The sequence below is a fragment of the Pseudomonas sp. GT1P32 genome (assembly GCF_054897805.1).
The window spans coordinates 3,514,036-3,537,661 of record NZ_CM142704.1; the positions used below are offsets into that span (position 1 = coordinate 3,514,036).

General features: G+C 59.0%; 18 protein-coding genes and 1 tRNA gene. 5 read left to right on the top strand and 14 right to left on the bottom strand.

Annotated features, from left to right (window positions below):
* Positions 1-4 precede the first annotated feature (4 nt).
* Together pfkB and ptsP are read right to left on the bottom strand one after the other, a co-directional pair.
* A complete protein-coding gene (pfkB, locus tag ACYZUC_RS16185) occupies positions 5-946 on the bottom strand; it encodes a 1-phosphofructokinase (protein WP_461989289.1) in 942 nt (313 codons plus the stop codon).
* The gene (gene ptsP / locus ACYZUC_RS16190; protein WP_461989290.1) at positions 946-3,807 is read right to left on the bottom strand and encodes a phosphoenolpyruvate--protein phosphotransferase; all 2,862 of its coding nucleotides are present in this window, start codon (positions 3,805-3,807) and stop codon (positions 946-948) included. The genes pfkB and ptsP overlap by 1 nt, the downstream gene beginning before the upstream one ends.
* Positions 3,808-4,089: 282 nt before the next feature.
* On the opposite strand from ptsP, the gene cra reads away from it, so the two are divergent.
* Together cra and ACYZUC_RS16200 are read left to right on the top strand one after the other, a co-directional pair.
* Positions 4,090-5,085, top strand: coding sequence for a catabolite repressor/activator (gene cra / locus ACYZUC_RS16195; protein WP_461989292.1), 996 nt, complete (start codon positions 4,090-4,092; stop codon positions 5,083-5,085).
* Between the two features lie 3 nt (positions 5,086-5,088).
* Positions 5,089-5,865, top strand: coding sequence for a TatD family hydrolase (locus ACYZUC_RS16200; RefSeq protein WP_461989294.1), 777 nt, complete (start codon positions 5,089-5,091; stop codon positions 5,863-5,865).
* Here ACYZUC_RS16200 and ACYZUC_RS16205 read toward each other — a convergent pair whose 3' ends face one another.
* The 5 genes from ACYZUC_RS16205 to ACYZUC_RS16225 form a co-directional block, all read right to left on the bottom strand.
* The gene (locus ACYZUC_RS16205) at positions 5,866-6,255 is read right to left on the bottom strand and encodes a hypothetical protein (RefSeq protein WP_461989296.1); all 390 of its coding nucleotides are present in this window, start codon (positions 6,253-6,255) and stop codon (positions 5,866-5,868) included. It abuts the gene before it with no gap.
* A gap of 236 nt (positions 6,256-6,491) precedes the next feature.
* Positions 6,492-8,522 carry a methyl-accepting chemotaxis protein gene (locus ACYZUC_RS16210; RefSeq protein WP_461989298.1) on the bottom strand — a complete coding sequence of 677 codons (2,031 nt, stop codon included), beginning with the start codon at positions 8,520-8,522 and terminating at the stop codon, positions 6,492-6,494.
* A 265-nt stretch (positions 8,523-8,787) separates the two neighbouring features.
* Entirely contained in the window at positions 8,788-9,624 is an 837-nt protein-coding gene (ampE, locus tag ACYZUC_RS16215; RefSeq protein ID WP_461989299.1) for a regulatory signaling modulator protein AmpE, read from the bottom strand.
* Positions 9,621-10,181, bottom strand: coding sequence for a 1,6-anhydro-N-acetylmuramyl-L-alanine amidase AmpD (ampD, locus tag ACYZUC_RS16220; RefSeq protein WP_008024447.1), 561 nt, complete (start codon positions 10,179-10,181; stop codon positions 9,621-9,623). The genes ampE and ampD overlap by 4 nt, the downstream gene beginning before the upstream one ends.
* Positions 10,182-10,245: 64 nt before the next feature.
* Complete coding sequence (locus tag ACYZUC_RS16225; RefSeq protein WP_461989300.1) at positions 10,246-12,456, bottom strand: DUF1631 domain-containing protein; 2,211 nt, start codon at positions 12,454-12,456, stop codon at positions 10,246-10,248.
* Positions 12,457-12,816: 360 nt separating this feature from the next.
* Between ACYZUC_RS16225 and nadC the strand changes: the two genes are divergently transcribed.
* Complete coding sequence (nadC, locus tag ACYZUC_RS16230; RefSeq protein WP_461989301.1) at positions 12,817-13,665, top strand: carboxylating nicotinate-nucleotide diphosphorylase; 849 nt, start codon at positions 12,817-12,819, stop codon at positions 13,663-13,665.
* A gap of 105 nt (positions 13,666-13,770) precedes the next feature.
* Here nadC and ACYZUC_RS16235 read toward each other — a convergent pair whose 3' ends face one another.
* Positions 13,771-14,076, bottom strand: coding sequence for a DUF6388 family protein (locus ACYZUC_RS16235; RefSeq protein ID WP_280162907.1), 306 nt, complete (start codon positions 14,074-14,076; stop codon positions 13,771-13,773).
* A 316-nt stretch (positions 14,077-14,392) separates the two neighbouring features.
* Here ACYZUC_RS16235 and ACYZUC_RS16240 point away from each other — a divergent pair, with 316 nt between their 5' ends.
* Together ACYZUC_RS16240 and ACYZUC_RS16245 are read left to right on the top strand one after the other, a co-directional pair.
* Positions 14,393-15,430 (top strand): hypothetical protein, encoded by a 1,038-nt coding sequence (locus tag ACYZUC_RS16240; RefSeq protein WP_461989302.1) that lies wholly within the window; start codon positions 14,393-14,395, stop codon positions 15,428-15,430.
* A gap of 257 nt (positions 15,431-15,687) precedes the next feature.
* Positions 15,688-16,605 carry an SGNH/GDSL hydrolase family protein gene (locus tag ACYZUC_RS16245; protein WP_461996718.1) on the top strand — a complete coding sequence of 306 codons (918 nt, stop codon included), beginning with the start codon at positions 15,688-15,690 and terminating at the stop codon, positions 16,603-16,605.
* Positions 16,606-16,690: 85 nt separating this feature from the next.
* Here the strand turns inward: ACYZUC_RS16245 and ACYZUC_RS16250 are convergent.
* From ACYZUC_RS16250 to infB, 6 genes are all read right to left on the bottom strand, one after another.
* A tRNA-Thr gene (locus ACYZUC_RS16250) sits at positions 16,691-16,766 on the bottom strand.
* Between the two features lie 139 nt (positions 16,767-16,905).
* Positions 16,906-19,011, bottom strand: a complete 2,106-nt coding sequence (gene pnp, locus ACYZUC_RS16255) for a polyribonucleotide nucleotidyltransferase (RefSeq protein ID WP_007942868.1) — start codon at positions 19,009-19,011, stop codon at positions 16,906-16,908.
* Between the two features lie 194 nt (positions 19,012-19,205).
* Complete coding sequence (rpsO, locus tag ACYZUC_RS16260) at positions 19,206-19,475, bottom strand: 30S ribosomal protein S15 (protein WP_003197723.1); 270 nt, start codon at positions 19,473-19,475, stop codon at positions 19,206-19,208.
* A gap of 117 nt (positions 19,476-19,592) precedes the next feature.
* Positions 19,593-20,510 carry a tRNA pseudouridine(55) synthase TruB gene (gene truB / locus ACYZUC_RS16265; RefSeq protein WP_461989303.1) on the bottom strand — a complete coding sequence of 306 codons (918 nt, stop codon included), beginning with the start codon at positions 20,508-20,510 and terminating at the stop codon, positions 19,593-19,595.
* Positions 20,511-20,513: 3 nt separating this feature from the next.
* A complete protein-coding gene (rbfA, locus tag ACYZUC_RS16270) occupies positions 20,514-20,915 on the bottom strand; it encodes a 30S ribosome-binding factor RbfA (RefSeq protein ID WP_461989304.1) in 402 nt (133 codons plus the stop codon).
* A 159-nt stretch (positions 20,916-21,074) separates the two neighbouring features.
* Complete coding sequence (gene infB / locus ACYZUC_RS16275) at positions 21,075-23,603, bottom strand: translation initiation factor IF-2 (RefSeq protein WP_461989305.1); 2,529 nt, start codon at positions 23,601-23,603, stop codon at positions 21,075-21,077.
* Between the last annotated feature and the right edge of the window lie 23 nt (positions 23,604-23,626).

Genomic DNA, 23,626 nt, shown 5'->3' on the forward strand with positions numbered 1-23,626 from the left:
CCTCTTATTGTTCTGTCAGGGGGCGCACGCGCACACCCTGTTCGAGCCGCGCCAACTGCGCCGCATCGCCGATACCGAAACCGATCTGCGTGACCGCCATCGCCGCAATCGCCGTAGCAGTGCGCAAAGTCTGTTCCGGCGTATCGGCACTGAGCAGACCATGGAGCATGCCGGCCAGTAACGAATCCCCCGCACCCACGGTGCTGGCGACGCTGACCTTGGGCGGCGTGGCGTGCAGCGCCGAACCGACACTGAACCAGTTCACACCGTCGGCGCCGTGGGAAATCACCACGTGTTCGATGCCTTGCGTGTGCAAACGGCTCGCAGCTTCGGCTTGAGCCGCCACCGAAACAACCTCGCAGCCGAGCACTTCGGCCAGCTCTTCGGTGTTCGGTTTGATCAGCCACGGACCGGCCTTGAGCGCCGCCCGCAATGCTTCGCCACTGGTATCAAGCGCGACGTTCAACCCGAGGTTTTTCAAGCGCTGAACCAACGCCTGCAACCATTCAGGACTGACGCCTTGCGGCAGACTGCCGGCCACGACCACCGCATCATGCCCTGGCGCAATCTGATCCAGTCGATCGAGCAACGCCTGCTGCGCCGCTTCGCTGACCTTCGGTCCAGGGCCGTTGATGTCGGTGATGCGCCCGTCGCTTTCCGCCAGTTTGAGGTTGCTGCGGGTCTCACCGGGAACGCGGATAAACGCGTCGACAAAACCGCGCTTGGCGAACAGGGTTTCGAACGCCTGAAGGTTGTCCTCGCCGAGAAAACCGCTGACGGTGAGCGAATGCCCGAGGTCTGCCAGCACCTGCGCCACGTTCACGCCTTTACCGGCGGCGTGGGTGTGCATCTCGTCGCTGCGATTGACCTGGCCGGGCTCAAGGCGCGGCAACTGCACCGTCAGGTCCAGCGCCGGGTTGAGGGTCAGGGTCAGGATCTTGGCCATTACAGGGCCTCCACTAATGCGCGCACTTCATTGGCGCTGCCCACGGCCAGGGCCTGTCGGGCAAGGGTTTGAGTCTGGGTCAGGCTGAGTTCGCGGATGCGCGCCTTGACCTCGGCAATGCTGCGGCCCGACACGCTCAACTCGTCTACACCGAGGCCGACCAGCACCGGCACCGCCAACGGATCCGCCGCCAGTTCGCCGCACACACCGACCCATTTGCCATGGGCATGGGCCGCGCGCACGGTGATGTCGATCAGTTGCAGCACCGCCGGGTGCAAGCCGTCAGCCTGGGCCGACAAGGTCGGATGGCCACGGTCGATGGCCAGGGTGTATTGGGTGAGGTCGTTGGTGCCGACGCTGAAGAAATCGACCTCTTTGGCCAACACCGGCGCCAGCAGTGCGGCCGACGGCACTTCGATCATGATCCCCAGTTGCAGGTCCGCCACCGGGATTTCCAGACGCAAGCGCTCAGTCATATCTCGGGCCTGACGCCACTCGTCAACGCTGCCGACCATCGGGAACATGATGCGCAGCGGACGGTTGTCAGCGGCACGCAGCAAGGCGCGCAATTGCGCTTCCATGATGTGCGGACGCTGCAAGGTCAGGCGAATGCCGCGCACGCCGAGGAACGGGTTTTCTTCTTTCTCGATCGGCCAATACGGCAGCGGCTTGTCGCCGCCAACGTCGAGGGTGCGCACCACCAGTGGCCGACCGGCGAGGCCATCGAGCACACGGCGGTATTCGACTTCCTGAGTCGCTTCGTCCGGCGCCTGCGAGTGGGCCATGAAAATCAGTTCGGTGCGCAGCAGGCCAATGCCTTCGGCGCCCTGCTCCACCGCGCTGGTGACGCCCGCGCTTTCGCCGATGTTGGCGAACACTTCGACCGCATGGCCGTCGGTGGTCAGCGCCGGTTGATGACGCTGTTCGGCAGCGGCTTTCAAGCGTTGCTCGCGGGTGTCGCGTTCTTCGGTGGCGCGCTGCAAGGTCGCCGCGTCGGCGTCCACGTGCAGGCGACCGCGTTGGCCATCGAGCAGCAACGGCGTGCCCGGCGCCAGCAGCAGCACTGCCGCACCTGCGCCGACCAATGCCGGAATACCCAGCGCACGGGCGACGATGGCGCTGTGCGCGGTGGCGCCGCCACGGGCGGTGAGAATGCCGGCGACACGGGTCGGATCGAGACGTGCCACGTCGGAAGGACCGACTTCGTCCATCACCAGAATGTACGGTTGATCAGGTTCGCTCGGGGTTTCGACGCCGCTCAGTTGCGCCAACACGCGACGGCCGATATCGCGCAAGTCCGCCGCACGCTCGGCAAGCAATGCATCCTGCAGCGACTCCTGTTGTTTCGCCGCCGCTTCGATCACCGCCATCCACGCCGCTTCGGCGCTTTCACCCTGCTTGAGGCGAGTCTCGACTTCATCGGTCAGTTCCGGGTCGTCGAGCATTTCTTGGTGAGTGATGAAGATTTCGCGAATGGCTTTGGATTTGCTGCGCTCGATCAAGCCTTCGATGTCGCGACGCACGTGCGCCAGCGCTTGCTGGAGACGCTCGCGCTCAATGGCGGCGGACTCCCCGCGCAGCGGGTATTCGATGGTTTGCAGCACTTGAATATGCGCCGGGCCGATGGCGATGCCCGGTGCGGCGGGAATGGCCTGAACCAGGCTGCCAGACGCCGGGGCGAACAGCACTTCGGCCACCTCGGCAATCACTTCGCGCTGCTGGCTCACGGCAGGCAAGGGTTCGACTTCTTCACCCAGCCCCTCTTCGATGGCTGCCAACAACGCTGGCAAGGCATCGGCGGCGATGCTCGGCTCGGCGATGAATTCCAGCACCTGACCGCGACGGGCGCCGAGGCTGAGCAGTTTGCTCAAGCTTTTCACCGACACTGCGCTGTCTTGGCCATCGACGATGCGCACACGAATTTCGCCTTCAAAACTCTTCGCCAGTTGCGCGAGGATCTTCGCCGGGCGCGCATGCAAACCGTGGGCATTGGCCAGCGCAATGCGTGCGCTCGGCCAGTCCGCCGGCAGTTCACCGCCGAGCACTTCGAGGACTTTACGGCTGCTGGTGGCGCGCCCCAGTTCATGACCACGGCCTTCGATCAGCAACGCGCAAAGGCGTTCGAGCAACGCCTGGTGCGCCTCGCCCAAGCTGGCCAGACAGAACAAACCACTGAGCGGCTGGCCGAGGTAGCGCATCGGTTTGTCCGGCGTGACAAACGCCAGGCCCGGACGCTTCACCGTTTGCTCGCTGTGCAACCACCACAAACCGTCGCCCAGCGGCAACGCGTCGACTTGCTGCAAAACCGCAGAAAAACCATTGCTCACACAATCCGCCTGACGCAGCAAACGGGCACCGCGCCAGACCAGTTCTTCGAAGTCATCAGCCGACACCCCGAGGCCGATCATCTGCGCATCCAGCGCCAGCTCCTGCGGCGCGCCTTGCAGCAGTTTCAGCAACGCTTCGGCAGAACTGGCGCGACGCAGGGCCTGGCCCAGATCGGTTTCGCCGAGGGCGCGGGTCAGCAGTTGCAACAGGCGCAAATGTTCATCGGATTTGGCCGCAATGCCGATCGCCAGGTAGACGATCTGACCGTCGCCCCAATCCACGCCTTCAGGGAATTGCATCAAGCGCACGCCGGTGGAAAACACCTGGTCGCGGGTTTGCGGCGTACCGTGGGGGATGGCAATACCTTGACCGAGAAAGGTCGAGCCCTGGGCTTCACGCGCCTGCAAACCGGCGAGATAACCTTCGGCGACCAGGCCGTCGTTGACCAGATGCTGCGCCAACAAATGCAGTGCTGCGGACTTGTCCACGGCCGACTGGCCCATGGAAATCTGCTCTAGAGTGAGCTCGAGCATGCTTTCTCCTTTTTGGCACCTTGGGGTGCCAGGTATTGTTTTGAATGAGTCAGCTTAGGCGCTTAATCATCACTTTTGGCGGTTTCACGGCAGAACCGGCCAAATGCACCTGATACGTAGAAAATACGCTTGCTGAAACGTTTAATCTAGAATGATTGGCACGTTACTCGATAATGTCCCATCCTTGAAGTCCAACTTGTCGGATATGTTGCGACAATAGTCCCCTGCCTGAATCGGGTAGGATTGGCGAAAGTATCGGCCGAAAAACAAGGAAATCCCGAGTTGAAACTCAGTGATATCGCCCAACTGGCCGGTGTGTCCGTGACCACCGCCAGCTATGTCATCAACGGCAAGGCCGAACAGCAACGCATCAGCAGTGCCACCGTCGAGCGTGTGCGCGCGGTCGTCGAACAACATGGCTTTACGCCCAATCCGCAAGCGGCCGGGCTGCGCAGTCGGCACACCCGCACGCTGGGTTTCATTCTTCCGGACCTGGAAAACCCCAGTTACGCACGTATCGCCAAGCTGCTGGAGCAAGGTGCCCGGGCCCGCGGTTATCAGTTGCTGATCGCCAGTTCCGACGATGCGCCGGACAGCGAACGGCAGCTGCTGCAACTGTTCCGCGCCCGGCGCTGCGACGCGTTGATCGTCGCCAGTTGCCTGCCGTCCGGCGACGACAGTTACCGCCAGTTGCAAGCCAAAGGCATTCCGATCATCGCCATCGACCGGGTCATGGAGCCCGAGCACTTCTGCTCGGTGATCAGTGATGATCGTGAAGCCAGCCTGCAACTGACGCGCAGCCTGCTCGATCCGTTGCCCAAGCAGATCGCCCTGATCGGCGCGCGCCCCGAACTGAGCATCAGTCAGGAGCGGGCCGCCGGGTTCAAGGAAGCGCTGGCCGGGTTCAAAGGCGAGATCCTGATCGAACACGGCGAATCGTTCAGCCGTGAGTACGGCAAGCAACTGATGGAAGAATTGCTTCAGCGCCTGGGGCATTTGCCGGACGCGCTGGTGACCACTTCCTACGTGCTGCTCCAGGGTGTGTTCGACGCCTTGCACGACTTCCCGCTGAAAAACCGCCCGCTGCGCCTCGGCACATTCGGCGACACGCAGTTGCTGGACTTTCTGCCGCTGCCAGTCAACGCCATGGCCCAGCAACACCAGTTGATCGCCGACAAAGCGCTGGAACTGGCCCTCGCCGCCATCGAGCAGTCCGATTACCAGCCCGGTGTGCAAGCCATTGCGCGGACCTTCAAGCAGCGTATTCGCCAGGACTGAACCGTGGAGCTGATCGACAGCCACACTCATCTGGATTTTCCGGACTTCGACGAGGATCGTCAGGCGCTGCTCGCCGAGAGCCGCGCCCTCGGCGTGCGGCGGATGGTGGTGTTGGGGGTTGATCAGGCCAATTGGCAGCGGGTCTGGGACCTGGTGCAAAGCGATCCCGATCTGCACGCGGCGTTCGGTTTGCACCCGGTGTATCTGGACGAGCATCGGCCTGCGGATCTACGCGAACTCGCCGAGTGGCTGACCCGCCTGGCCGGTCACCGACAGCTGTGCGCGGTGGGCGAGATCGGCCTGGATTACTTCATCGAAACCCTCGACCGCGAACGCCAGCAGACGTTGTTCGACGCACAACTGCAACTGGCGGCGGACTTTAATCTGCCGGCGCTGATTCACGTGCGACGCAGCCATGCGGCGGTGATTGCCACGCTCAAGCGCTTCAAGCTGAAACGCGCGGGGATCATTCACGCCTTCGCCGGCAGCAAGGAAGAGGCCCGCGAGTACATCAGGCTCGGCTTCAAACTGGGCCTCGGCGGCGCGGCGACCTGGCCGCAGGCGTTGCGCATGCACCGGGTGCTCGCCGAGTTGCCGTTGGAGTCTGTGGTGCTGGAAACCGACTCACCGGACATGGCCCCCGCCATGTTTCCCGGTCAACGCAACAGCCCGGCGCATTTGCCGGCGATCTGCTCGGCACTGGCTGACATCATGGCGATCAGCCCTGAACGGCTGGCGGCTGTCAGCACGGCCAATGCCTGTGAGTTGTTCAACTGGTAATCAGTCGGCGTGAGCCTTGGCAGCTTCCAGAATCAGCGTCATGTGTTGTCGGTGACGGGCGAACCGGATAACCGCGAAGTAGACCAGAATCGCGATCAACGAAAAATTCAGCTGTTCGACCACGCTGAGTAGCCCGATCCATTCCATCACTAATGCGACCAGCAACGCGGTGCATACCATCACCAGCGTGCTCGCCCGCAGCATCGCGAGTGAGTCGAGGGACTTGATGCGCCTGATCTGTTTCGGGTCGCTCAGTTGCAAGGCTTTGTGACAGTGGGAACAGGCGAAGGCTTCACTGATGGCAATGGCGTTGAGTTGCCAGGGTTCGAGTCGCCGAGTGCTCCTGCAATGGGCACAGTGCCCCTGGATTCCAGTTGTAGCGAAGGACATAACCGAGCTTCCTCAGAGTAGGTCAGGGTTGTGGATAATCCCTCATTGAAGACCAAAAAACAGATTCTGGAGGGAAATCGGACATTTACTACACATGAAGGGAACAAGTATTACAGACAGCGCGCAAACCTGTAGGAGCAAGCTTGCTCGCGATAGCGGTCTGACAGCCACCCTGAAGGGTGAATGTTCCTACGCCATCGCGAGCAGGCTCGCTCCTACAGGGGTTATGCGGTTCTTCAGACCCGGAACGCGCTGATCAACTGCTTGAGCTCCACCACCTGCGCCGACAGCGCCCGACTGGCGTCCTCGGTCTGGTGTGCACCTTCGGCGGTGCGCTCGCCGGCCCGGTTGATCTCGACGATGTTCTGGTCAATGTCGTGGGCCACGGCGGTCTGCTGCTCTACGGCAGCCGCAATCTGCTGGTTCTGATCGACGATCATGCCGACAGCGCCAAGGATGTTTTCCAGCGCCTGCTGGACCTTTTCCGACTGCCCCACCGTGCCGTTGGCCATTTGATGACTGGTGCCCATGGCCTTCACCGCAGCGCCGACACCGCTGTGCAGTTTGGCGATCATCTGTTCGATTTCTTCGGTCGATTGCTGGGTGCGTTTGGCCAGGGTCCGGACCTCGTCCGCCACCACCGCAAAACCACGTCCCTGCTCGCCTGCCCTCGCCGCCTCGATAGCGGCGTTGAGCGCCAGCAGGTTGGTCTGTTCGGCGATGCTTTTGATCACTTCCAGCACGCGGCTGATGGACTGGCTGTCGCTGGCCAGTTGATTGATCACCAGCACCGACTGATCGATCTCGCTGGCCAGCGCAGCGATGCTGCCCTGCTGAGACTCCACCAACCCGCGACCGCTGATGGTTTCGTCGTTGACGCTGTGGGCACTGCTGACCGCCGCGGCGGCGCTGCGGGCCACCTCCAGTGAGGTGGCCGACATTTGGTTCATCGCCGTGGCGACCTGTTCGATCTGCGTGCGTTGCCCCGCAACAGCCTGGTTGCTCTGGGCGGACACGTTCTCGACCTGACCGGCCTGACGCTCGACTTCCCCGACGGTATGGCCGACACGCTCGATCAAGTCATGGATTTTCTTCACCGTGCCGTTGAACACTTCGCCCAACTCGCCCAGTTCATCACGGCTGTTGGCGTTGAAGGTCACGGTCATGTCGCCGGCCGCGACTTTGTCCATCATCGCGCCAAGGCGCTTGAGGGTGGTGCGGGTCGAGGCGTAGAAGCCGCCGTAAAGGTAAAAAATCAGCACAAACACCACCGACAGCGCCACGGCCTGCAAGACCATGTGCGTGCGGTTCTGGCTCAGTCGTTGTTGCAATTGGGTGTCGAGGAATTTCAGGGTGGCTTCGTTGAGTTGGTAAGTCTGGTCCATCAGGCCGCTGACCTGATCGTAGAAGGCCTGCCACGGCGCATCGAGGGTGTCGGCCATCACCACCTGTTCTTCGAACAGTTCACTGGCTTTTTTCAGCGACGCCTTGCTGCTCTCGGCCTGCGCCGCCAGGGTTTCACGTGCCGCCTTGCTCGACCCCAGCGCATCCTGCAACTTCAGACCGTACTCGGCTTGCAGCTTTTCAATTTGCACCAGCAATTCATCGAAGCGGGTGCTCGAAGACGAATTGAGAAACCCTTGCCCCAGCGAGTAAGAACCCATGGCGCGACCATCGCCCAACGTCTGGGTGACGGGCGGCGTAACGTTGGTGATGAGTTCGGTGAGCTGACGCATGTCGCTCTGATTGTCACGGCTCAAACCCGCCTGGCTGGCGATGATCTGGCTGAAAATCTGTGCATTGCCGAGCAACTTGCCGATCAGCGCACTTTTGCTTTGCAGGGAGCTTTCCGTTTGCTGGGCCTTGAACGCGGTGATCATCTCGTCGCGTTTGCCATCGAAAACGGTGATCTGTTCCGGATCGGTGGTCATCGCTGTCAGCCCTTGCAGGCGGGCCAGAACGTTTTGCTCCAGGGATGTGATCTTGGATTCGAGATTACCGGCCTTGCCGGACTGGCCAAGGATGACGTTGATCTGTACCAGGTTGTTCAGGGTTTCCAGGTCGCGTCGAAGCGTCAGGCTGCTGCCCAGCAGGTCGAGGCTCTGCAGTTCCACCCGGGTGCCCTGGAATTCGCGATAGGAATCACGCACCAGATAAAAGTTGGTCACCAACATGGGCACCAGGAACAGAACGCTGATCAGGCTGAACTTCATGCCGAAGCTCAGGCGATTCATTAGCGCGACGGCGGGATAGAGCAAGCTCTTCACTGGAAGTCTCCCTTGGATTTCTTATTTTTATTGGCAGGCACAGACAAGCAGCAGATAGCCACTATTGAGTGCTATCTCTGTATAGCTTAAATCGACGGGAGGTTTTGTAACTTAAGGTTAACGGCAGCTTATCCGACGAGACGCTCCGTCTTGCCATTACAGACCTTGTAGGAGCCGGCTTGCCGGCGATGGCATCAATGCGGTGTACCTGAAACACCGAGCCGCAGCCATCGCCGGCAAGCCGGCTCCTACAGGGGCGTGGTGTTCAAGGGAGGACTGTCCACAGCGCAAAACCGGCGTACCAGAGCACTGCCGCACGTAGCAGCAGCTCCCAGATCCGGTCGAGGCTGTTGATGCCATCGGGCCCGACCACCGGCGCAGGAATTTCACCGGCCACCAGCCCGACCTTCTCGATCAATTGGGCGGCACTGATGTTCCAGTTCAGCAGTTCGCTCAGCATCACCCGACTGACGGCGACAAAGTTGCCGACCAGCGCAAAACTCGCCGCCAACAGACGCACCGGCACCCAATCGAAGGCGTGGCGCAGTTGTGCGGCGCGCTCGACGACGGCCGGGTTCTGCCCGTGTTCTTCGGCGAGGGCCAGCAGTCGATAGCTCAGCGCCGCCACCGGGCCCAGCAGGAAATACCAGAAAATCACCGCAAAAAAACACTGGTACGCCTCCCAGAGCAGATGCCCTTCAACCCGTTCCAGCAGTTGCTCGCCGCTTTCGGCACAAATGTCCAGATCACGTTTTGCCACGTGAGCGGCAGCTTGCAGGTCTTCCCGGCGCCAGGCATCGCGAAACGGTCCGAGACCGGCCAGCAGATCACCACGCCCCAGGCTATAAATCACCACCAGCAAATGCACCGGCAGCGCCAACAGACCGTAAGCGACCGGATCCAGCACCACCAGCAGCAACCCCAGCAGTGCCACCGGCAGCAGCACCAGAATCAGCAAAATCAACCACGGGCGATTGACCAGACGCGGGTTGGCTTCAAGCTTGCGCAACTCGCCCACCCAACCGCCATCACGTTGAACCCGATGGCGCAGGGCCGAGAACTTCTCGATCCAGACCGCCAACAGCAACACCAGAAAACTCATTGTGGTTCCTCTTTAGCCAGGGCCGCGCGATAACGCGCCCAGTCGAACGCAGGTCCGGGATCCGTCTTGCGCCCCGGCGCGATGTCGCTGTGCCCGCAGATGCGCTGCGCGGTGATGCCCGTAAAAGCGCTTTGCAGTTGCAAGGTCAGGGCCGTCAACGCGTCATATTGAGCATCGGTGAACGGCAGATCATCCGTGCCTTCAAGCTCGATGCCCACGGAAAAATCATTACAGGTTTCCCGGCCGTCGAAACACGACACGCCGGCATGCCAGGCACGTTCAAGACAAGAGACAAACTGAGTGACGGTGCCGTCACGCTCAATCAGAAAATGCGCAGACACCCGTAGGTCAGCGATCCCTTCAAAGTAGGGATGCTCTGTGACATCCAGCCGGTTCTGGAAAAATTCCTGCACCTTGCCGGTGGCAAACTGTGCCGGCGGCAGACTGATGTTGTGGATCACCAGCAGGGAAATTTCGCCCGTGGGGCGCGCATTGAAGTTGGGTGACGGGCAAACGTTCACGCCCTGACACCAACCGCTCGCGGGGTCCAACTGCATACAGGTTCCTTCAACGACGACTGTGTTGGTGCCCAGTATGCCGCGATAGACCCTCGGCGCGCGATCACTTGCCGCGATTGAGCCGCCGCAGGTTGCCGACCACCGACTCCAGGGCCCGATCGAACAGCAAGGTGTCGTCGAGGGTGCGCACCGCGCCACGACGGAAATCCAGCGCCAGCCCGGTACGGCTGCGCTCCAGCACTTTCATGCCGGTGCGGTTGACGAAAATGTACTTGCCCGTGGCGTCGATGATCGCGGCGAGCTTGCAGCGCAGGGTGTTTTCCTCATCTTCCTGAAATTCGACCCAGCAACCCGCGTGCAACTGATCGACTTGAAGCAGGCCTGGATCATCCGCCGGCAAGCGCACCGAGACCGATTCCACCGGCCCTTCGTCCGCGGTGAGCAGCACGATTTCTTCACGCACCTCAACCATCAGCGGCGCATCGGCTGGACGGGTGGCGGCCGGTGCCTGGTCCGCTCGTTCAAACAGTTGAACGTGCAAGCCTTCCAGCTCGCTGAAAAACTCTCCGGTAGCGAACGGATCGAACGCCGAACTGCTCAACCCGTCGCGCAAGGACTTGAGCAACCCCGGCACCAGCGCCAACAGGCGCAGGTTTGCATCAGCGTCGTCATGGCGCTGCACGCTCCAGATCAATTGCTCCATGGTGTGCACATCCGCATGCCACTCGGCGGACTGATCGCCGTGCTTGAGGCAGGTCAGCAGCAGCACCTGGCTCCAGGCGTCCTGAACAAACGCCACCACCCGTTGCGGCAGCACTTTGCCCAACAACGCCTGATTCAACGCCAGCTCGACGCGTTGCCGGGCCAGTTCGGTTTTGGCGCGGCCCTCTTCGGCGTCGCGGGTACGCTGCTCCAACAAATCGCTGCGACGACGCTCGTCGCTGGTGAACGCCAGAAAATCCGCCAGCAATTCGGAGAAGATCGCCGGATCGTCGACAAAGTCGTTCAACAAACGCTGCACCACTTGCTCGATGCGCAGGTACAGGCTGTCGCGCTCGTGGTCATCACACTCGCCCCAGCCCAGGGCCGCGGCGGCGATTTCATTGAGCAGACGACGGGCCGGGTGACTGCTGCGGCTGAAGAAGCTCTTGTCGAGCACGGCCACTTTCAGCATCGGGATCTGCAAGCGCCCGATCAGCGCCTTGAGGGAATCCGGCAGATTGCGGTCATCGAGGATGCATTCGAAGAGCATGGCGATCAGGTTGATCACATCTTCGTCAGCGACGCCGACGACACGCGACTTGCCGCTTTTGACGCTGACCCGGGTCAGCAGTTGCTCAAGCTGGTTTCGCAGGTCGAAGTCGTCCTGGACCGCCGGAGCCGGCACGTACTGCTGCAAGTGCGAGAGCAGCCGCAGCAGGTCGCGGGTGGATATCGGTTGCGCTTGAGCACTGGTTTCCAGCGTTGGCGCGACACTGCCACGCACGTGGAGCAGCAATTCCTGCAATGCCGCGAATACTTCCTGCACGCTGTCGTCGATTGGCGTGCTGTCGCAACGGTTGCCAGCCTCGACGGGGTCGGCACGAACACTGGCCTGCGCACGATCAATGGCACGCCGGTTCGGGGCAGGCTTCAGGTCGGGCAATATGCCCGTGGCGATCAATATCTGATTGGCTTCGGTGTAGAGCTGGTCGGCATCACTGAGCACGTAGCGCTCGAAAAGCTTGAGGATGATCAACTTGACCTTGATCTCGACCCCCAGGTTGCGCCCGGCCTGCATGAAATACTCACAGAGCATCGCCGGGCCCAGGGGATTGTGCGTAGTCACCAGCTGCTTGCCCAGCAACGTGCTGAGTCGGGCGGTCAATTGATCAAGCGCAAAACCGTCGCGGTTCAGCACTTTATTGACCATGGCCTCCACCGCCACGCGACGTTCCAGGTCATCACCGGACTGCTGCGCCGCCGTATCGAGGCTCAATGCCTGAGGCAAGGCTGTCTGAGTACTGCCTGCGAGACCGACAAACGCTTCGAAGAATTGTTCGAGAAACACCCGCTCGATATTTTTGCGCTTGAGGCGCAAGTCGCGCATGGCTTCAAAAAAGATGTTCTGCTCGACGTCATTGCGGGCCCGGTCAGCCATTTCGAACAGCGTGTCGTCGGCGTTATCGAACAACTCCTGCAGAGCATGCCTGAGCTGTTGAGCGGCCTTGTCGCGAACCTGAAGCAGAATCACAGGCAGGCGGGCGAGCGGCGAGTGACTCGCCTGATCGGTAGTTGCCTTGTGCAAAGGCACTACATTCCCGTCGTTGTGCATCCTGGCCTCCTGAAACGGTGATGCTTTGGTTCGGTTGAAAAGATCGAGTACGCCAGCCTCACAGCCGCGCGCAACAGAAGACAATGCCCGCCCGCTGTCATTCAATAATCGGCGAACCAAAGACACGTCAAAGTCATGACGTCAAATGCAAGGCGCATTATCTTGCAAAAGATGCCCCGTATGCCAGCAGACTCTGTGTTTCTCTTTGAAATAGACGCTTGCAAAGGACCGCTGCTGAACCTCGATGGCTCAAGAGAATCGACCAAATGCAGGTTCCAGAACGACCGGAAGGTCTCGCGCGCCTTGGGTTGCCCCGCGCCATGGCCCTATAATCGAGCCACTTTGTTTGTGGAGTCCGTTATGCCGAATCTACGTCTCGCCGATCTGACCGCCGAAATCGAAGCCAACGTACGCCGTGCGTTGCGCGAAGACATCGGCAGCGGCGACATCACCGCGCAGCTGATCCCGGCCGAACGCCTGGCCAAAGCCACCATCATCACGCGCGACGCCGCGGTCATCGCCGGCACCGCTTGGGTTGATGCGGTTTTCCTGCAACTGGACCCGCGAGTGGCTGTACATTGGCAGGTGCGCGATGGCGAACGGGTGAAGCCCAATCAAGTGCTGTTCCACCTCGAAGGCCCTGCCCGTTCGCTGCTCACAGGCGAACGCAGTGCGCTGAATTTCCTGCAATTGCTCTCCGGCGTGGCCACTCGTGCGCAATACCTGGCGGATTTCGTCGCCGAGACGCAGGTAAAGCTACTCGACACCCGCAAAACCCTGCCAGGGCTGCGTCTGGCGCAAAAGTACGCCGTGACCTGCGGCGGCTGCCACAACCACCGCATCGGCCTGTACGACGCCTTCCTGATCAAGGAAAACCACATTGCTGCCAGCGGCGGCATCCCTGAAGCGATCAACGCCGCGCACAAGATCGCCCCGGGCAAACCGGTGGAGATCGAAGTGGAAAGCCTGGATGAGTTGAAAGAAGCGCTTGCGGCGGGTGCCGACATCATCATGCTCGACGAGTTGAGCCTGGATGACATGCGCGAGGCCGTGCGCCTGAATGGCGGCAAGGCAAAACTGGAAGCCAGCGGCGGCATCAATGAAAGCACGCTGCTGCCGATCGCAGAAACCGGGGTGGATTACATTTCGATTGGTGCGATGACCAAGGACGTGAAGGCTGTCGATCTGTCGATGCGTTTAAGCCTCTGAAATGTCCTGAACGACATGAAACTGTAGGAGCCGGCTTGCTGGCGATCCAGGCGACGCGGTGTACACGTTACGCCGCCCTCGCCAGCAAGCCGGCTCCTACATGGGTCAGACCACCAGATTATTCATCTCGCAGTACTCTTCCCACTCGACGCCCAATACCTCGGCCGCCTCTTTGTGCAGCACCAGTCGCGCCGCTTCAAACTCTTCCGGGCTCGAGGTGTACTTGAGCGTCAGCTCCCACGGCTGCAGGCCCTGGGCTTCTGCTTCATCCTCGAACGCCCATTGAATCTGGTCTTTCTGATCGTCGGCGGGCAAGTCCTTGATCTCTTCGGCTAGCTGGGGCGACTCAAGCACGTACTTCTTCAGCGCTTCTTCGTGCCTGGCTTCCTGGGTCAATTCTTTAACGGTCATGTTGTTCTCGCTGATCGGGGGAATGGAAGATGGATCTGGATCATCAAGGATCTCTCTGACGCAAAAAACCGTGTGAAGCCCGGTTTGTCTGGCCTTCAGAACCATTCGTGGATCATTTGAAAACTGCAGGGTGATGCTCGTGCAATGTCCGAATATAGGACGTTTGGAAGACGATTTATATGGACTTTTACATCAAATCTACAAAAAAACTGTCGAGCGGTTTTTCTGAAAATATTCCCCTGCCACACAGGAACAACCTTCAAAAAGCAAAGTCATAGCGATGTGCCATCTAGGCACTTCACAAGGAACTCAGGTGATGCGCATTTTCAAGAAGCTTCCGTCTACCCTGTTGGCAACCGGCATGGCCGCCCTTTTTCTTGGCAACATGGCAATGGCCAATACGGCCCAGGCCAGTCTGGAGTTCGCCTCAGACAACCCTTCCTCCACCGACAGCTTCCTCGTCTTTCACAGGCTGTATGGTAAAGACGTCATGGTCAGGAGCAATCTCAGTGTCGAGGGTGTGGAAACACTGCAACGCACCGCTAAAACCAACACGGATGACATCAAGGAACTCAAGAATGTCCTCGAAGCGCAGGCTCGTCTCATCGAGGAACTCAAGCGCAACAACGGAACAAGCTCCAGTTCGAGTGCCAGTGAGATAACCAACCTCAAACGCACTGCCACCGAACAGGACAAGGACCTGAAAGAACTCACCAAGCAATTGGAGGAGTTCAAACGCAACAGCGGTTCGAGTTCCAGCTCCAGTTCCAGCGAAGTGGCCAACCTCAAGCGCACGCTCACTGAACAGGAAACCGGCCTGAGAAACCTCGCCAAAGCAGTGGACGAACTCAAGCGCAACAGCAGCTCGAATTCCGGTTCAAGCGCCAGCTCCAGCGAAGTGAGCGACCTCAAGCGCACGGTCAGTGAACAGGACAACGGCCTGAAAAACCTTGCTAAAGCGGTGGACGATCTCAAGCGCAGCAGCAGCTCGAATTCCGGTTCAAGCGCCAGTTCCAGCGAAGTGAGCGACCTCAAGCGCACGGTCAGTGAACAGGACAACGGCCTGAAAAAGCTTGCCAGCCAAATGGACGATCTCAAGCGCAGCAGCGGCTCGAATTCCGGTTCAAGCTCCAGCTCCAGCGAAGTGAGCGACCTCAAGCGCACCGTCAGCGCACAGGACAACGACTTGAAAAGGCTCGCCAGTCAGGTGGAAGACTTGAAGCGTAGCGCCGGGTCGAACTCCAGCGCGAGTTCCAGCGACCTGTCCAGCCTCAAGCGGGACGTCAGCAATCAGGACAGTCAACTGGATCAGCTGAAACGCGCAGTGGATGATCTGAGAAGTAAGGTGAAATAAACAGGGGGATGGTGCCCGGGGCAGGAATCGCATCAAAGGCAGTACAGCCAATGATTAAACGCGGTTCCACATGCTCAACGTTCCCAGTGTATTAACCCATGTAATTTTTACGATCTGCTGGGGCTCAGTGACTCTTCTACATAGGAGCTCCAGCACAATCGCTTCACACAAGCCCCCGAACAAAAACCATACAGTTATCCGCGAGCTCTGCTTGTAGACTTGGATCCCATCATACAAACATGGATCTAATAGCAGTGATGCTCAGAACCCTTCTCTTGCTCATGCTTGGCGCATCGACAGCGCAAGCCGCCTGCGAGATGCAACCCGCTGCCGTCGTTGGGAAAACCCTGATCGGGTCTTTCGAGACGAACAAACTAGAATCCAACTCGATTAAGTTTTCACCAGAGACCGGGGATATCACTGGTAAGAATGCAGTGTTCGACTACGACACCCTCTATGAAATGGACTCTGGTCAGTCGACTGCCCGATTCCGCCTCGGAGAAGATTTCCTGATTGATGGGGTTTCCTATGTTGGGAATGTTGAGTGGGAATCTGGAAAGGCGCCGAAGAAGGCAGGCACTTACCAGTTCTACGCCCTTAAAACCGAGCCAGTGAAGAACGCAAAAACCCTGACCATGGTCGGTGACTCAATCACCTGGTGGAGCTACGGCCGTTATTTCCGCTGTCTGCTCGCCCCCGCGCTGCCGGATGTTCAGTTTGTAGGGCCTCACACCGACGTTGTCGGGTATGGCCATGCAGGTGAAGGTGGCGACAATACCCAGCAAGTAATTGACCGTCTCGACAACATCAAACCGTCCAATTACTACTTTGTCCTAGCCGGAACAAACGATTGGAACTTTTGGGCTCCGCCGAAAACGATTGAAAACTTGAAGTTGATCGCAAAGGCGCTGAACGACAAAGGTGGAAAGGTAATTATTTCCACGTTGCTGCCTCGCCTTGACGAACATGATGCACGCAATGAAGAAGTGAACCGATTGTTGCTTGCGTGGAATGGCGAGGGATGCGACTGCAAGATCGTCGACTTGGGGTCAGAGTTCAGAAAACTACCAAACAGAAAAAGCTATTTCTGGGATAACGCAGCTCATCCGAATTTTGAAGGCTATCAAAAGATCACCGAGTTACTTGGTCCTGATATCCGGAACTCGATCAATTGAAATGAGCAAAGCCGGTGGCGACAGAGCCACCGGCGCATCGCTTACCAGTGCTACGGTCGGATCGACCGATAGTGGAAAACAGATGTGGTGCCCGAGACAGGAATCGAACCTGCGACCTTCGCGTTACGAGTGCGCTGCTCTACCGGCTGAGCTACACGGGCGGTGAGCTAAACCTAGCATCGAGATTGGGAGCGGGCAAATCCACAAACCGTTTCCAGTTTTCACAGACAAAAAAATGCCCCGCAGTTTTCACTGCGGGGCATTTTTTATAACGTTGAAGCGGTCAGGCGTGGGGAGTGATTAAACGCCCGATGCCTTGGCTGCTGCTACGTCTTTGATGGACAGCTTGATACGGCCGCGGTTGTCCACGTCCAGTACCAGCACTTCCACTTCCTGGCCTTCTTTCAGGATGTCGGTCACTTTCTCAACGCGAGCATCGCTCAGCATCGAGATGTGAACCAGACCGTCCTTGCCCGGCAGGATGTTGACGAATGCGCCGAAGTCGACGATGCGCTCAACTTTACCGACGTAGATCTTGCCGATTTCAGCTTCTGCGGTGATGCCCAGAACGCGCTGACGTGCTGCTTCAGCCGCTTCCTTGGTTTCGCCGAAGATCTTGATCGAGCCGTCGTCTTCGATGTCGATCGAAGCCTTGGTCTCTTCACAGATCGCACGAATGGTCGCGCCGCCTTTACCGATGACATCACGGATTTTGTCGGTGTCGATTTTCATCGCGATCATGGTCGGAGCGTTTTCCGACAGTTCGGTACGCGACTGGCCAATGATCTGGTTCATCTGACCGAGGATGTTCAGGCGCGCTTCCAGGGCTTGGCCCAGAGCGATCTCCATGATTTCTTCGGTGATGCCTTTGATCTTGATGTCCATCTGCAGCGCGGTAACACCTTTGGCGGTACCAGCTACTTTGAAGTCCATGTCGCCGAGGTGGTCTTCGTCACCCAGGATGTCGGTCAGGATGGCGAACTTCTCGCCTTCTTTAACCAGACCCATGGCGATACCGGCAACCGGTGCCTTCATCGGAACGCCGGCGTCCATCAGGGCCAGGGACGCGCCGCAGACCGAAGCCATGGAGCTCGAACCGTTGGATTCGGTGATTTCCGATACAACACGGATGGTGTACGGGAACACGTCGGCAGCAGGCAGCATGGCTGCAATCGAACGACGGGCCAGACGGCCGTGACCGATTTCGCGACGACCGGCGCCACCCATGCGACCACACTCACCTACCGAGAACGGAGGGAAGTTGTAGTGCAGCATGAACGGGTCTTTTTTCTCGCCTTCCAGGGTGTCCAGCAGTTGTGCGTCACGGGCGGTGCCCAGTGTTGCAACGACCAGAGCCTGGGTTTCGCCACGGGTGAACAGAGCCGAACCGTGGGTCTTTGGCAGAACACCGACTTCGATGTTCAAAGGACGTACGGTCTTGGTGTCGCGGCCGTCGATACGTGGCTTGCCGTTTACGATGTTTTCGCGAACGGTGCGGTATTCGATTTCGCCGAAAGCAGCTTTGACTTCGCTGGAAGAAGGCTGACCTTCTTCACCGGACAGCTTGGCAACAACCTGATCCTTCAGCTCACCCAGGCGAGCGTAACGGTCGGCCTTGATGGTGATGGTGTAAGCCTGGGAGATCGCGTCGCCGAACTCGGCACGGATAGCGCCCAGCAGAGCAGTGGCTTCTGGTTGTGGAGCCCAGGTCCAGGTCGGCTTGGCAGCTTCGGCGGCCAGTTCCTTGACGGCGTTGATCACCACCTGGAACTCGTCGTGAGCAAACAGTACCGCGCCCAGCATCTGGTCTTCGGTCAGCTCTTTGGCTTCCGATTCAACCATCAGAACGGCTTCCGACGTACCGGCAACGACCATGTCCAGGCTCGATGCTTTCTGTTGTTCGTAAGTCGGGTTCAGCAGGTAGCCGGTGCTTTCATGGAACGCAACGCGGGCAGCGCCGATCGGGCCATCGAAAGGAATGCCGGAGATGGCCAGCGCAGCCGAGGTACCGATCATCGCAGCGATGTCCGGATCGGTCTTCTTGCTGGTGGAAACGACGGTGCAGACAACCTGCACTTCGTTCATGAAGCCTTCCGGGAACAGCGGACGGATCGGACGGTCGATCAGTCGGGAAGTCAGGGTTTCTTTCTCGGAAGGACGGCCTTCACGCTTGAAGAAACCGCCAGGGATCTTACCGGCAGCGTAAGTCTTTTCCTGGTAGTGAACGGACAGAGGGAAGAAGCCCTTGCCTGGATCGGCTTGCTTGGCACCGACTACGGTCACCAATACGCTGACGTCGTCGTCAACGGTGACCAATACTGCGCCGGAGGCCTGACGGGCGATACGGCCAGTCTCGAGGGTAACGGTCGACTGACCGAACTGGAATTTTTTGATTACCGGGTTCACGGTGTCCTACCTTCTTTTGTGGCTCTTGGGGAACTTGTCTTCTTGCGAAATTCTTGGGCAATGTCGGGAATCGGCCCAACGCCTGTCCAGGGTAAAACGTGTATCCAGATAAAACTTGAGGCTGGGAGCCTGCCATGCACCAGCGGAAACCCACTGATGCACGACAGACAACCAACCTCTAGCGCAATCGCTTATTAGCGACGCAGACCCAGGCGAGCGATCAGAGCGCTGTAACGGCTCACGTCCTTGCCTTTCAGGTAGTCCAGCAGCTTACGACGCTGGTTTACCATGCGGATCAGACCACGACGGGAGTGGTGATCTTTACCGTTGGCCTTGAAGTGACCTTGCAGTTTGTTGATGTTGTGGGTCAGCAGTGCAACTTGCACTTCTGGCGAACCAGTGTCACCAACAGCTTGCTGGTAGTCAGCTACGATTTGAGCTTTTTCTTGAACGTCGAGAGCCATGAGGCAATCCTTTTATCAGGAAACTGTTTCAAAGAAACAGCTTCAACAGGCCAGGGACAAATCCCTGTATCTAAAAATGAGTAGTGACCGTGCCTGTTAACAGCCACCCTCGTCCGGTCATTCTGACCGAATCAGTCGACGCGGCGCGATGCGCCCGTCTTCGCTCACTTCACCGATACCGATGAAGCGACCATTGTGATCCTGTACCCGTACCATGCCGAACTTCGGAGCATCCGGGGCGCGAACCGGCTGGCCGTTGAGCCAGTAGAACGCGCTCGCTTCCGAGAACTGCAACAGTGGCCAATCCAGCAGGCCGCTGTCCGATGGCATCAGGAAGCGGTCGACCGCTTCGTTGCCGCCTTCGGCATGTACCGCTTCCAGCTCTTCAAGCGTGACAGTCTGCGCCAGCGTGAAAGGCCCGGCCTGGGTACGTCGCAATTGCGCAACGTAAGCGCCACAACCGAGTTGCTCACCGATATCCTCCACCAGGGTGCGAATATAGGTGCCTTTGCTGCAATCCACCGCAAGCCGCGCAGTATCACCTTCAAAGGCCAGCAATTCCAAGCGCGCAATAGTAACAGAACGCGGTTCGCGCTCCACTACTTCGCCTGCACGTGCCAGCTTGTACAGCGGCTGGCCATCACGCTTGAGCGCCGAGTACATCGGCGGTATCTGACTGATTTGCCCACGAAATTTCGGCAGTACCGCTTCGACATCGGATCGACCAACGGTCACCGGGCGCTCCTGCAAAACTTCACCTTCGGCATCCGCCGTGGTGGTGGTTTTGCCCAGTTGCGCCAGGGTTTCATAACCCTTGTCGGAATCGAGCAGGTATTGCGAGAACTTGGTCGCCTCACCGAAGCACAGCGGCAACACGCCGGTGGCCAGCGGATCAAGACTGCCGGTGTGCCCGGCCTTCTCGGCGTTCAGCAACCAGCGAACCTTCTGCAACGCCGCGTTGGAGGTGAACCCCAGCGGTTTGTCGAGCAGGATAATGCCGCTGACGTTACGACGGATACGTTTGACCTGAGCCACCGATTACTCCTTGGTGTCTTCGACTTCTGCCGCAACCGGGTGCTGATTGTCTTCAGCCACCGCACGCTCGATCAGGGCCGACAGGTGCGCACCACGCACGACGCTTTCGTCGTAGTGGAAGTGCAACTGCGGAACGCTGCGCAACTTCATTTCGCGAGCCAACTGCATACGCAGGAAACCGGCGGCGGAGTTGAGCACCTTGATGCTTTGCGCAATATCTTCGGCGTTGTCCTGGCCCATCACGGTGATGAAAATCTTGGCGTGACCGACGTCACGGCTGACTTCAACAGCGGTAATGGTGACCAGGCCGACGCGCGGATCTTTGACTTCACGACGGATCAGCTGTGCCAGCTCACGCTGCATCTGATCGCCGATACGCTGGGTACGGCTATATTCTTTTGCCATGTCTTGTTACCTGTTACTGCCTCACGGTGAAACCCGTGGGGTCTGAAAGCGGCAAACGCCCGGCCTGACAAAAGCCAGACCGGGCGTTGCGTTTAGAGTCCTGACGCTGTGCCGCGCATTTGCATGCAGCGGCCCATCGTGGCCCTTGAAGTGCGCGAGTTAGAGGCTGCGAGCAACCTGAACCTTCTCGAAGACTTCGATCTTGTCACCGACTTTGACGTCGTTGTAGCTCTTCACGCCGATACCGCATTCCATGCCGGCACGTACTTCGGAAGCGTCATCCTTGAAGCGGCGCAGGGATTCCAACTCGCCTTCGAAGATAACGATGTCTTCACGCAGTACACGGATTGGACGGTTACGGTGAACAGTACCTTCGATAACCATGCAACCGGCGATCGCGCCAAACTTCGGCGAACGGAACACGTCACGCACTTCGGCCACACCCAGGATGTTCTCGCGAACATCACTGCCGAGCATACCGGTCAGGGCTTTCTTGACGTCTTCGATGATGTCGTAGATCACGTTGTAGTAACGCATATCCAGACCTTCCTGCTCGACGATCTTGCGAGCGCCGGCATCGGCACGCACGTTGAAGCCGAACAGTACAGCGTTGGAGGCCAGTGCCAGGTTAGCGTCGGACTCGGTGATACCACCGACACCGCCACCGACAACACGCACTTGCACTTCGTCGTTACCCAGGCCGTTCAAGGCACCGTTCAACGCTTCCAGCGAACCACGGACGTCGGATTTGAGGACGATGTTGAGCGTCTTCTTCTCTTCCTGACCCATGTTCTCGAAGATGTTTTCAAGCTTGCCGGCGTGAGCACGGGCCAGCTTGACTTCGCGGAACTTGCCTTGACGGAACAGAGCCACTTCACGGGCTTTCTTCTCGTCGGCAACCACGCTCATCTCGTCGCCAGCATCCGGCGTACCGTCCAGGCCGAGGATCTCGACAGGGATGGAAGGACCGGCTTCTTTGATTGGCTTGCCGTTCTCGTCGAGCATGGCACGTACACGGCCATAGTTCGAACCGACCAGGACCATGTCGCCTTGGCGCAGGGTACCGTCTTGAACCAGAACGGTAGCAACCGGGCCACGACCTTTGTCGAGACGCGATTCAACCACAACGCCACGACCCGGAGCCGACGGAGTTGCTTTCAGTTCGAGAACTTCAGCTTGCAGCAGAACAGCTTCGAGCAACTCGTCCACGCCAGTACCGACTTTCGCCGAAACCGATACGAACGGGGTGTCGCCGCCCCACTCTTCCGAAGTCACGCCGTGAACCGACAGTTCGCTACGGATGCGATCGAGATCGGCGCCCGGCTTGTCGATTTTGTTCACAGCTACAACCAGCGGAACACCGGCAGCCTTGGCGTGCTGAACGGCTTCAACGGTCTGCGGCATCACGCCGTCGTCCGCTGCAACCACCAGGATCACGATGTCGGTCGCCTTGGCACCACGAGCACGCATGGCGGTAAACGCGGCGTGACCAGGGGTGTCGAGGAAGGTGACCATGCCGCGTTCGGTTTCAACGTGGTACGCACCGATGTGCTGGGTGATACCGCCGGCTTCGCCAGCAGCAACCTTGGCACGACGGATGTAGTCGAGCAGCGAGGTCTTACCGTGGTCAACGTGGCCCATTACGGTCACGACCGGAGCACGGGAGAACGCTTCACCTTCAAACTTCAGGGACTCGGCCAGGGAATCTTCCAGGGCGGTGTCGCTGACCAGGGTCACTTTGTGGCCCAGCTCTTCGGCAACCAGTTGGGCAGTTTCCTGATCCAGTACCTGGTTGATGGTCGCTGGGGTACCCAGTTTGAACATGAACTTGATGATTTCAGCAGCCTTGACCGACATCTGCTGGGCAAGATCGCCAACAGTGATGGTCTCGCCGATCTTCACTTCGCGCACTACAGGGCCGGTTGGGCTCTGGAAACCGTGAGCGTTGCGTTTCTTCAGCTTGGCCTTGCCGCGACCACCACGACGGAAGCCATCGCTTTCTTCGTCGGTAGTACGTGGCGCAACACGTGGAGCAGGCGCTTTCTCTTTAACCGAAGCACGATGCGGAGCGTTTTTGCGCTCGCCATCGCCACTGCCACGACGATTGTTATCGTCGGCACGTGGTTTGTCCGGACGGCGCTGTTCGTTCTGCTTGTTGCGAACGTCAGCAGACGGAGCTGGAGCAGCTGCAATAACCGGAGCGCTTTCACGCACAGGCTCGGCAACGGCAACCGGCGCTGCAACAGCGTCGTTGGTAGCGGTTTGCGCAGCAGCAGGCTGACGACGCGCTTCTTCTTCGGCGCGACGCTTGGCTTCTTCTTCAGCCTTCTGACGAGCAGCATTTTCTACTGCGCGACGTTCATCCAGTTCGCGTTTGCGCTCGGCCTCGATTTCTTCCGGGCTGCGTTGTACGAAAACTTTCTTTTTACGGACTTCAACACTGATGCTTTTGCTGCCAGCAACACGCAGGGTGCTGGTGGTTTTACGCTGCAGTGTGATCTTGCGTGGTTCTTCCACTTTCGCCTTGTGGCTGCTTTTCAAGTGAGTCAGCAAAGATTGCTTCTCACTGTCAGTCACATGTTCTTCGGCGGCGGTGTGCGGCAGACCTGCCTCACGCATCTGCTGCAACAGGCGCTCTACCGGTGTTTTGACCTCATCGGCCAGTTGTTTCACCGTGACTTGCGTCATGCACTTCTCTCCTCAGGCCGCGC

Coding starts and splice junctions, on each gene's coding strand:
- nadC (WP_461989301.1), top strand. CDS start 12,817: ATGCCGAATCTACGTCTCGCCGATCTGACCGCCGAAATCGAAGCCAAC.
- ACYZUC_RS16245 (WP_461996718.1), top strand. CDS start 15,688: ATGCTCAGAACCCTTCTCTTGCTCATGCTTGGCGCATCGACAGCGCAA.
- ACYZUC_RS16205 (WP_461989296.1), bottom strand. CDS start 6,255: ATGTCCTTCGCTACAACTGGAATCCAGGGGCACTGTGCCCATTGCAGG.
- ACYZUC_RS16240 (WP_461989302.1), top strand. CDS start 14,393: ATGCGCATTTTCAAGAAGCTTCCGTCTACCCTGTTGGCAACCGGCATG.
- ampD (WP_008024447.1), bottom strand. CDS start 10,181: ATGCAGTTGGACCCCGCGAGCGGTTGGTGTCAGGGCGTGAACGTTTGC.
- ampE (WP_461989299.1), bottom strand. CDS start 9,624: ATGAGTTTTCTGGTGTTGCTGTTGGCGGTCTGGATCGAGAAGTTCTCG.
- ptsP (WP_461989290.1), bottom strand. CDS start 3,807: ATGCTCGAGCTCACTCTAGAGCAGATTTCCATGGGCCAGTCGGCCGTG.
- ACYZUC_RS16225 (WP_461989300.1), bottom strand. CDS start 12,456: ATGCACAACGACGGGAATGTAGTGCCTTTGCACAAGGCAACTACCGAT.
- ACYZUC_RS16235 (WP_280162907.1), bottom strand. CDS start 14,076: ATGACCGTTAAAGAATTGACCCAGGAAGCCAGGCACGAAGAAGCGCTG.
- rpsO (WP_003197723.1), bottom strand. CDS start 19,475: ATGGCTCTCGACGTTCAAGAAAAAGCTCAAATCGTAGCTGACTACCAG.
- pfkB (WP_461989289.1), bottom strand. CDS start 946: ATGGCCAAGATCCTGACCCTGACCCTCAACCCGGCGCTGGACCTGACG.
- infB (WP_461989305.1), bottom strand. CDS start 23,603: ATGACGCAAGTCACGGTGAAACAACTGGCCGATGAGGTCAAAACACCG.
- rbfA (WP_461989304.1), bottom strand. CDS start 20,915: ATGGCAAAAGAATATAGCCGTACCCAGCGTATCGGCGATCAGATGCAG.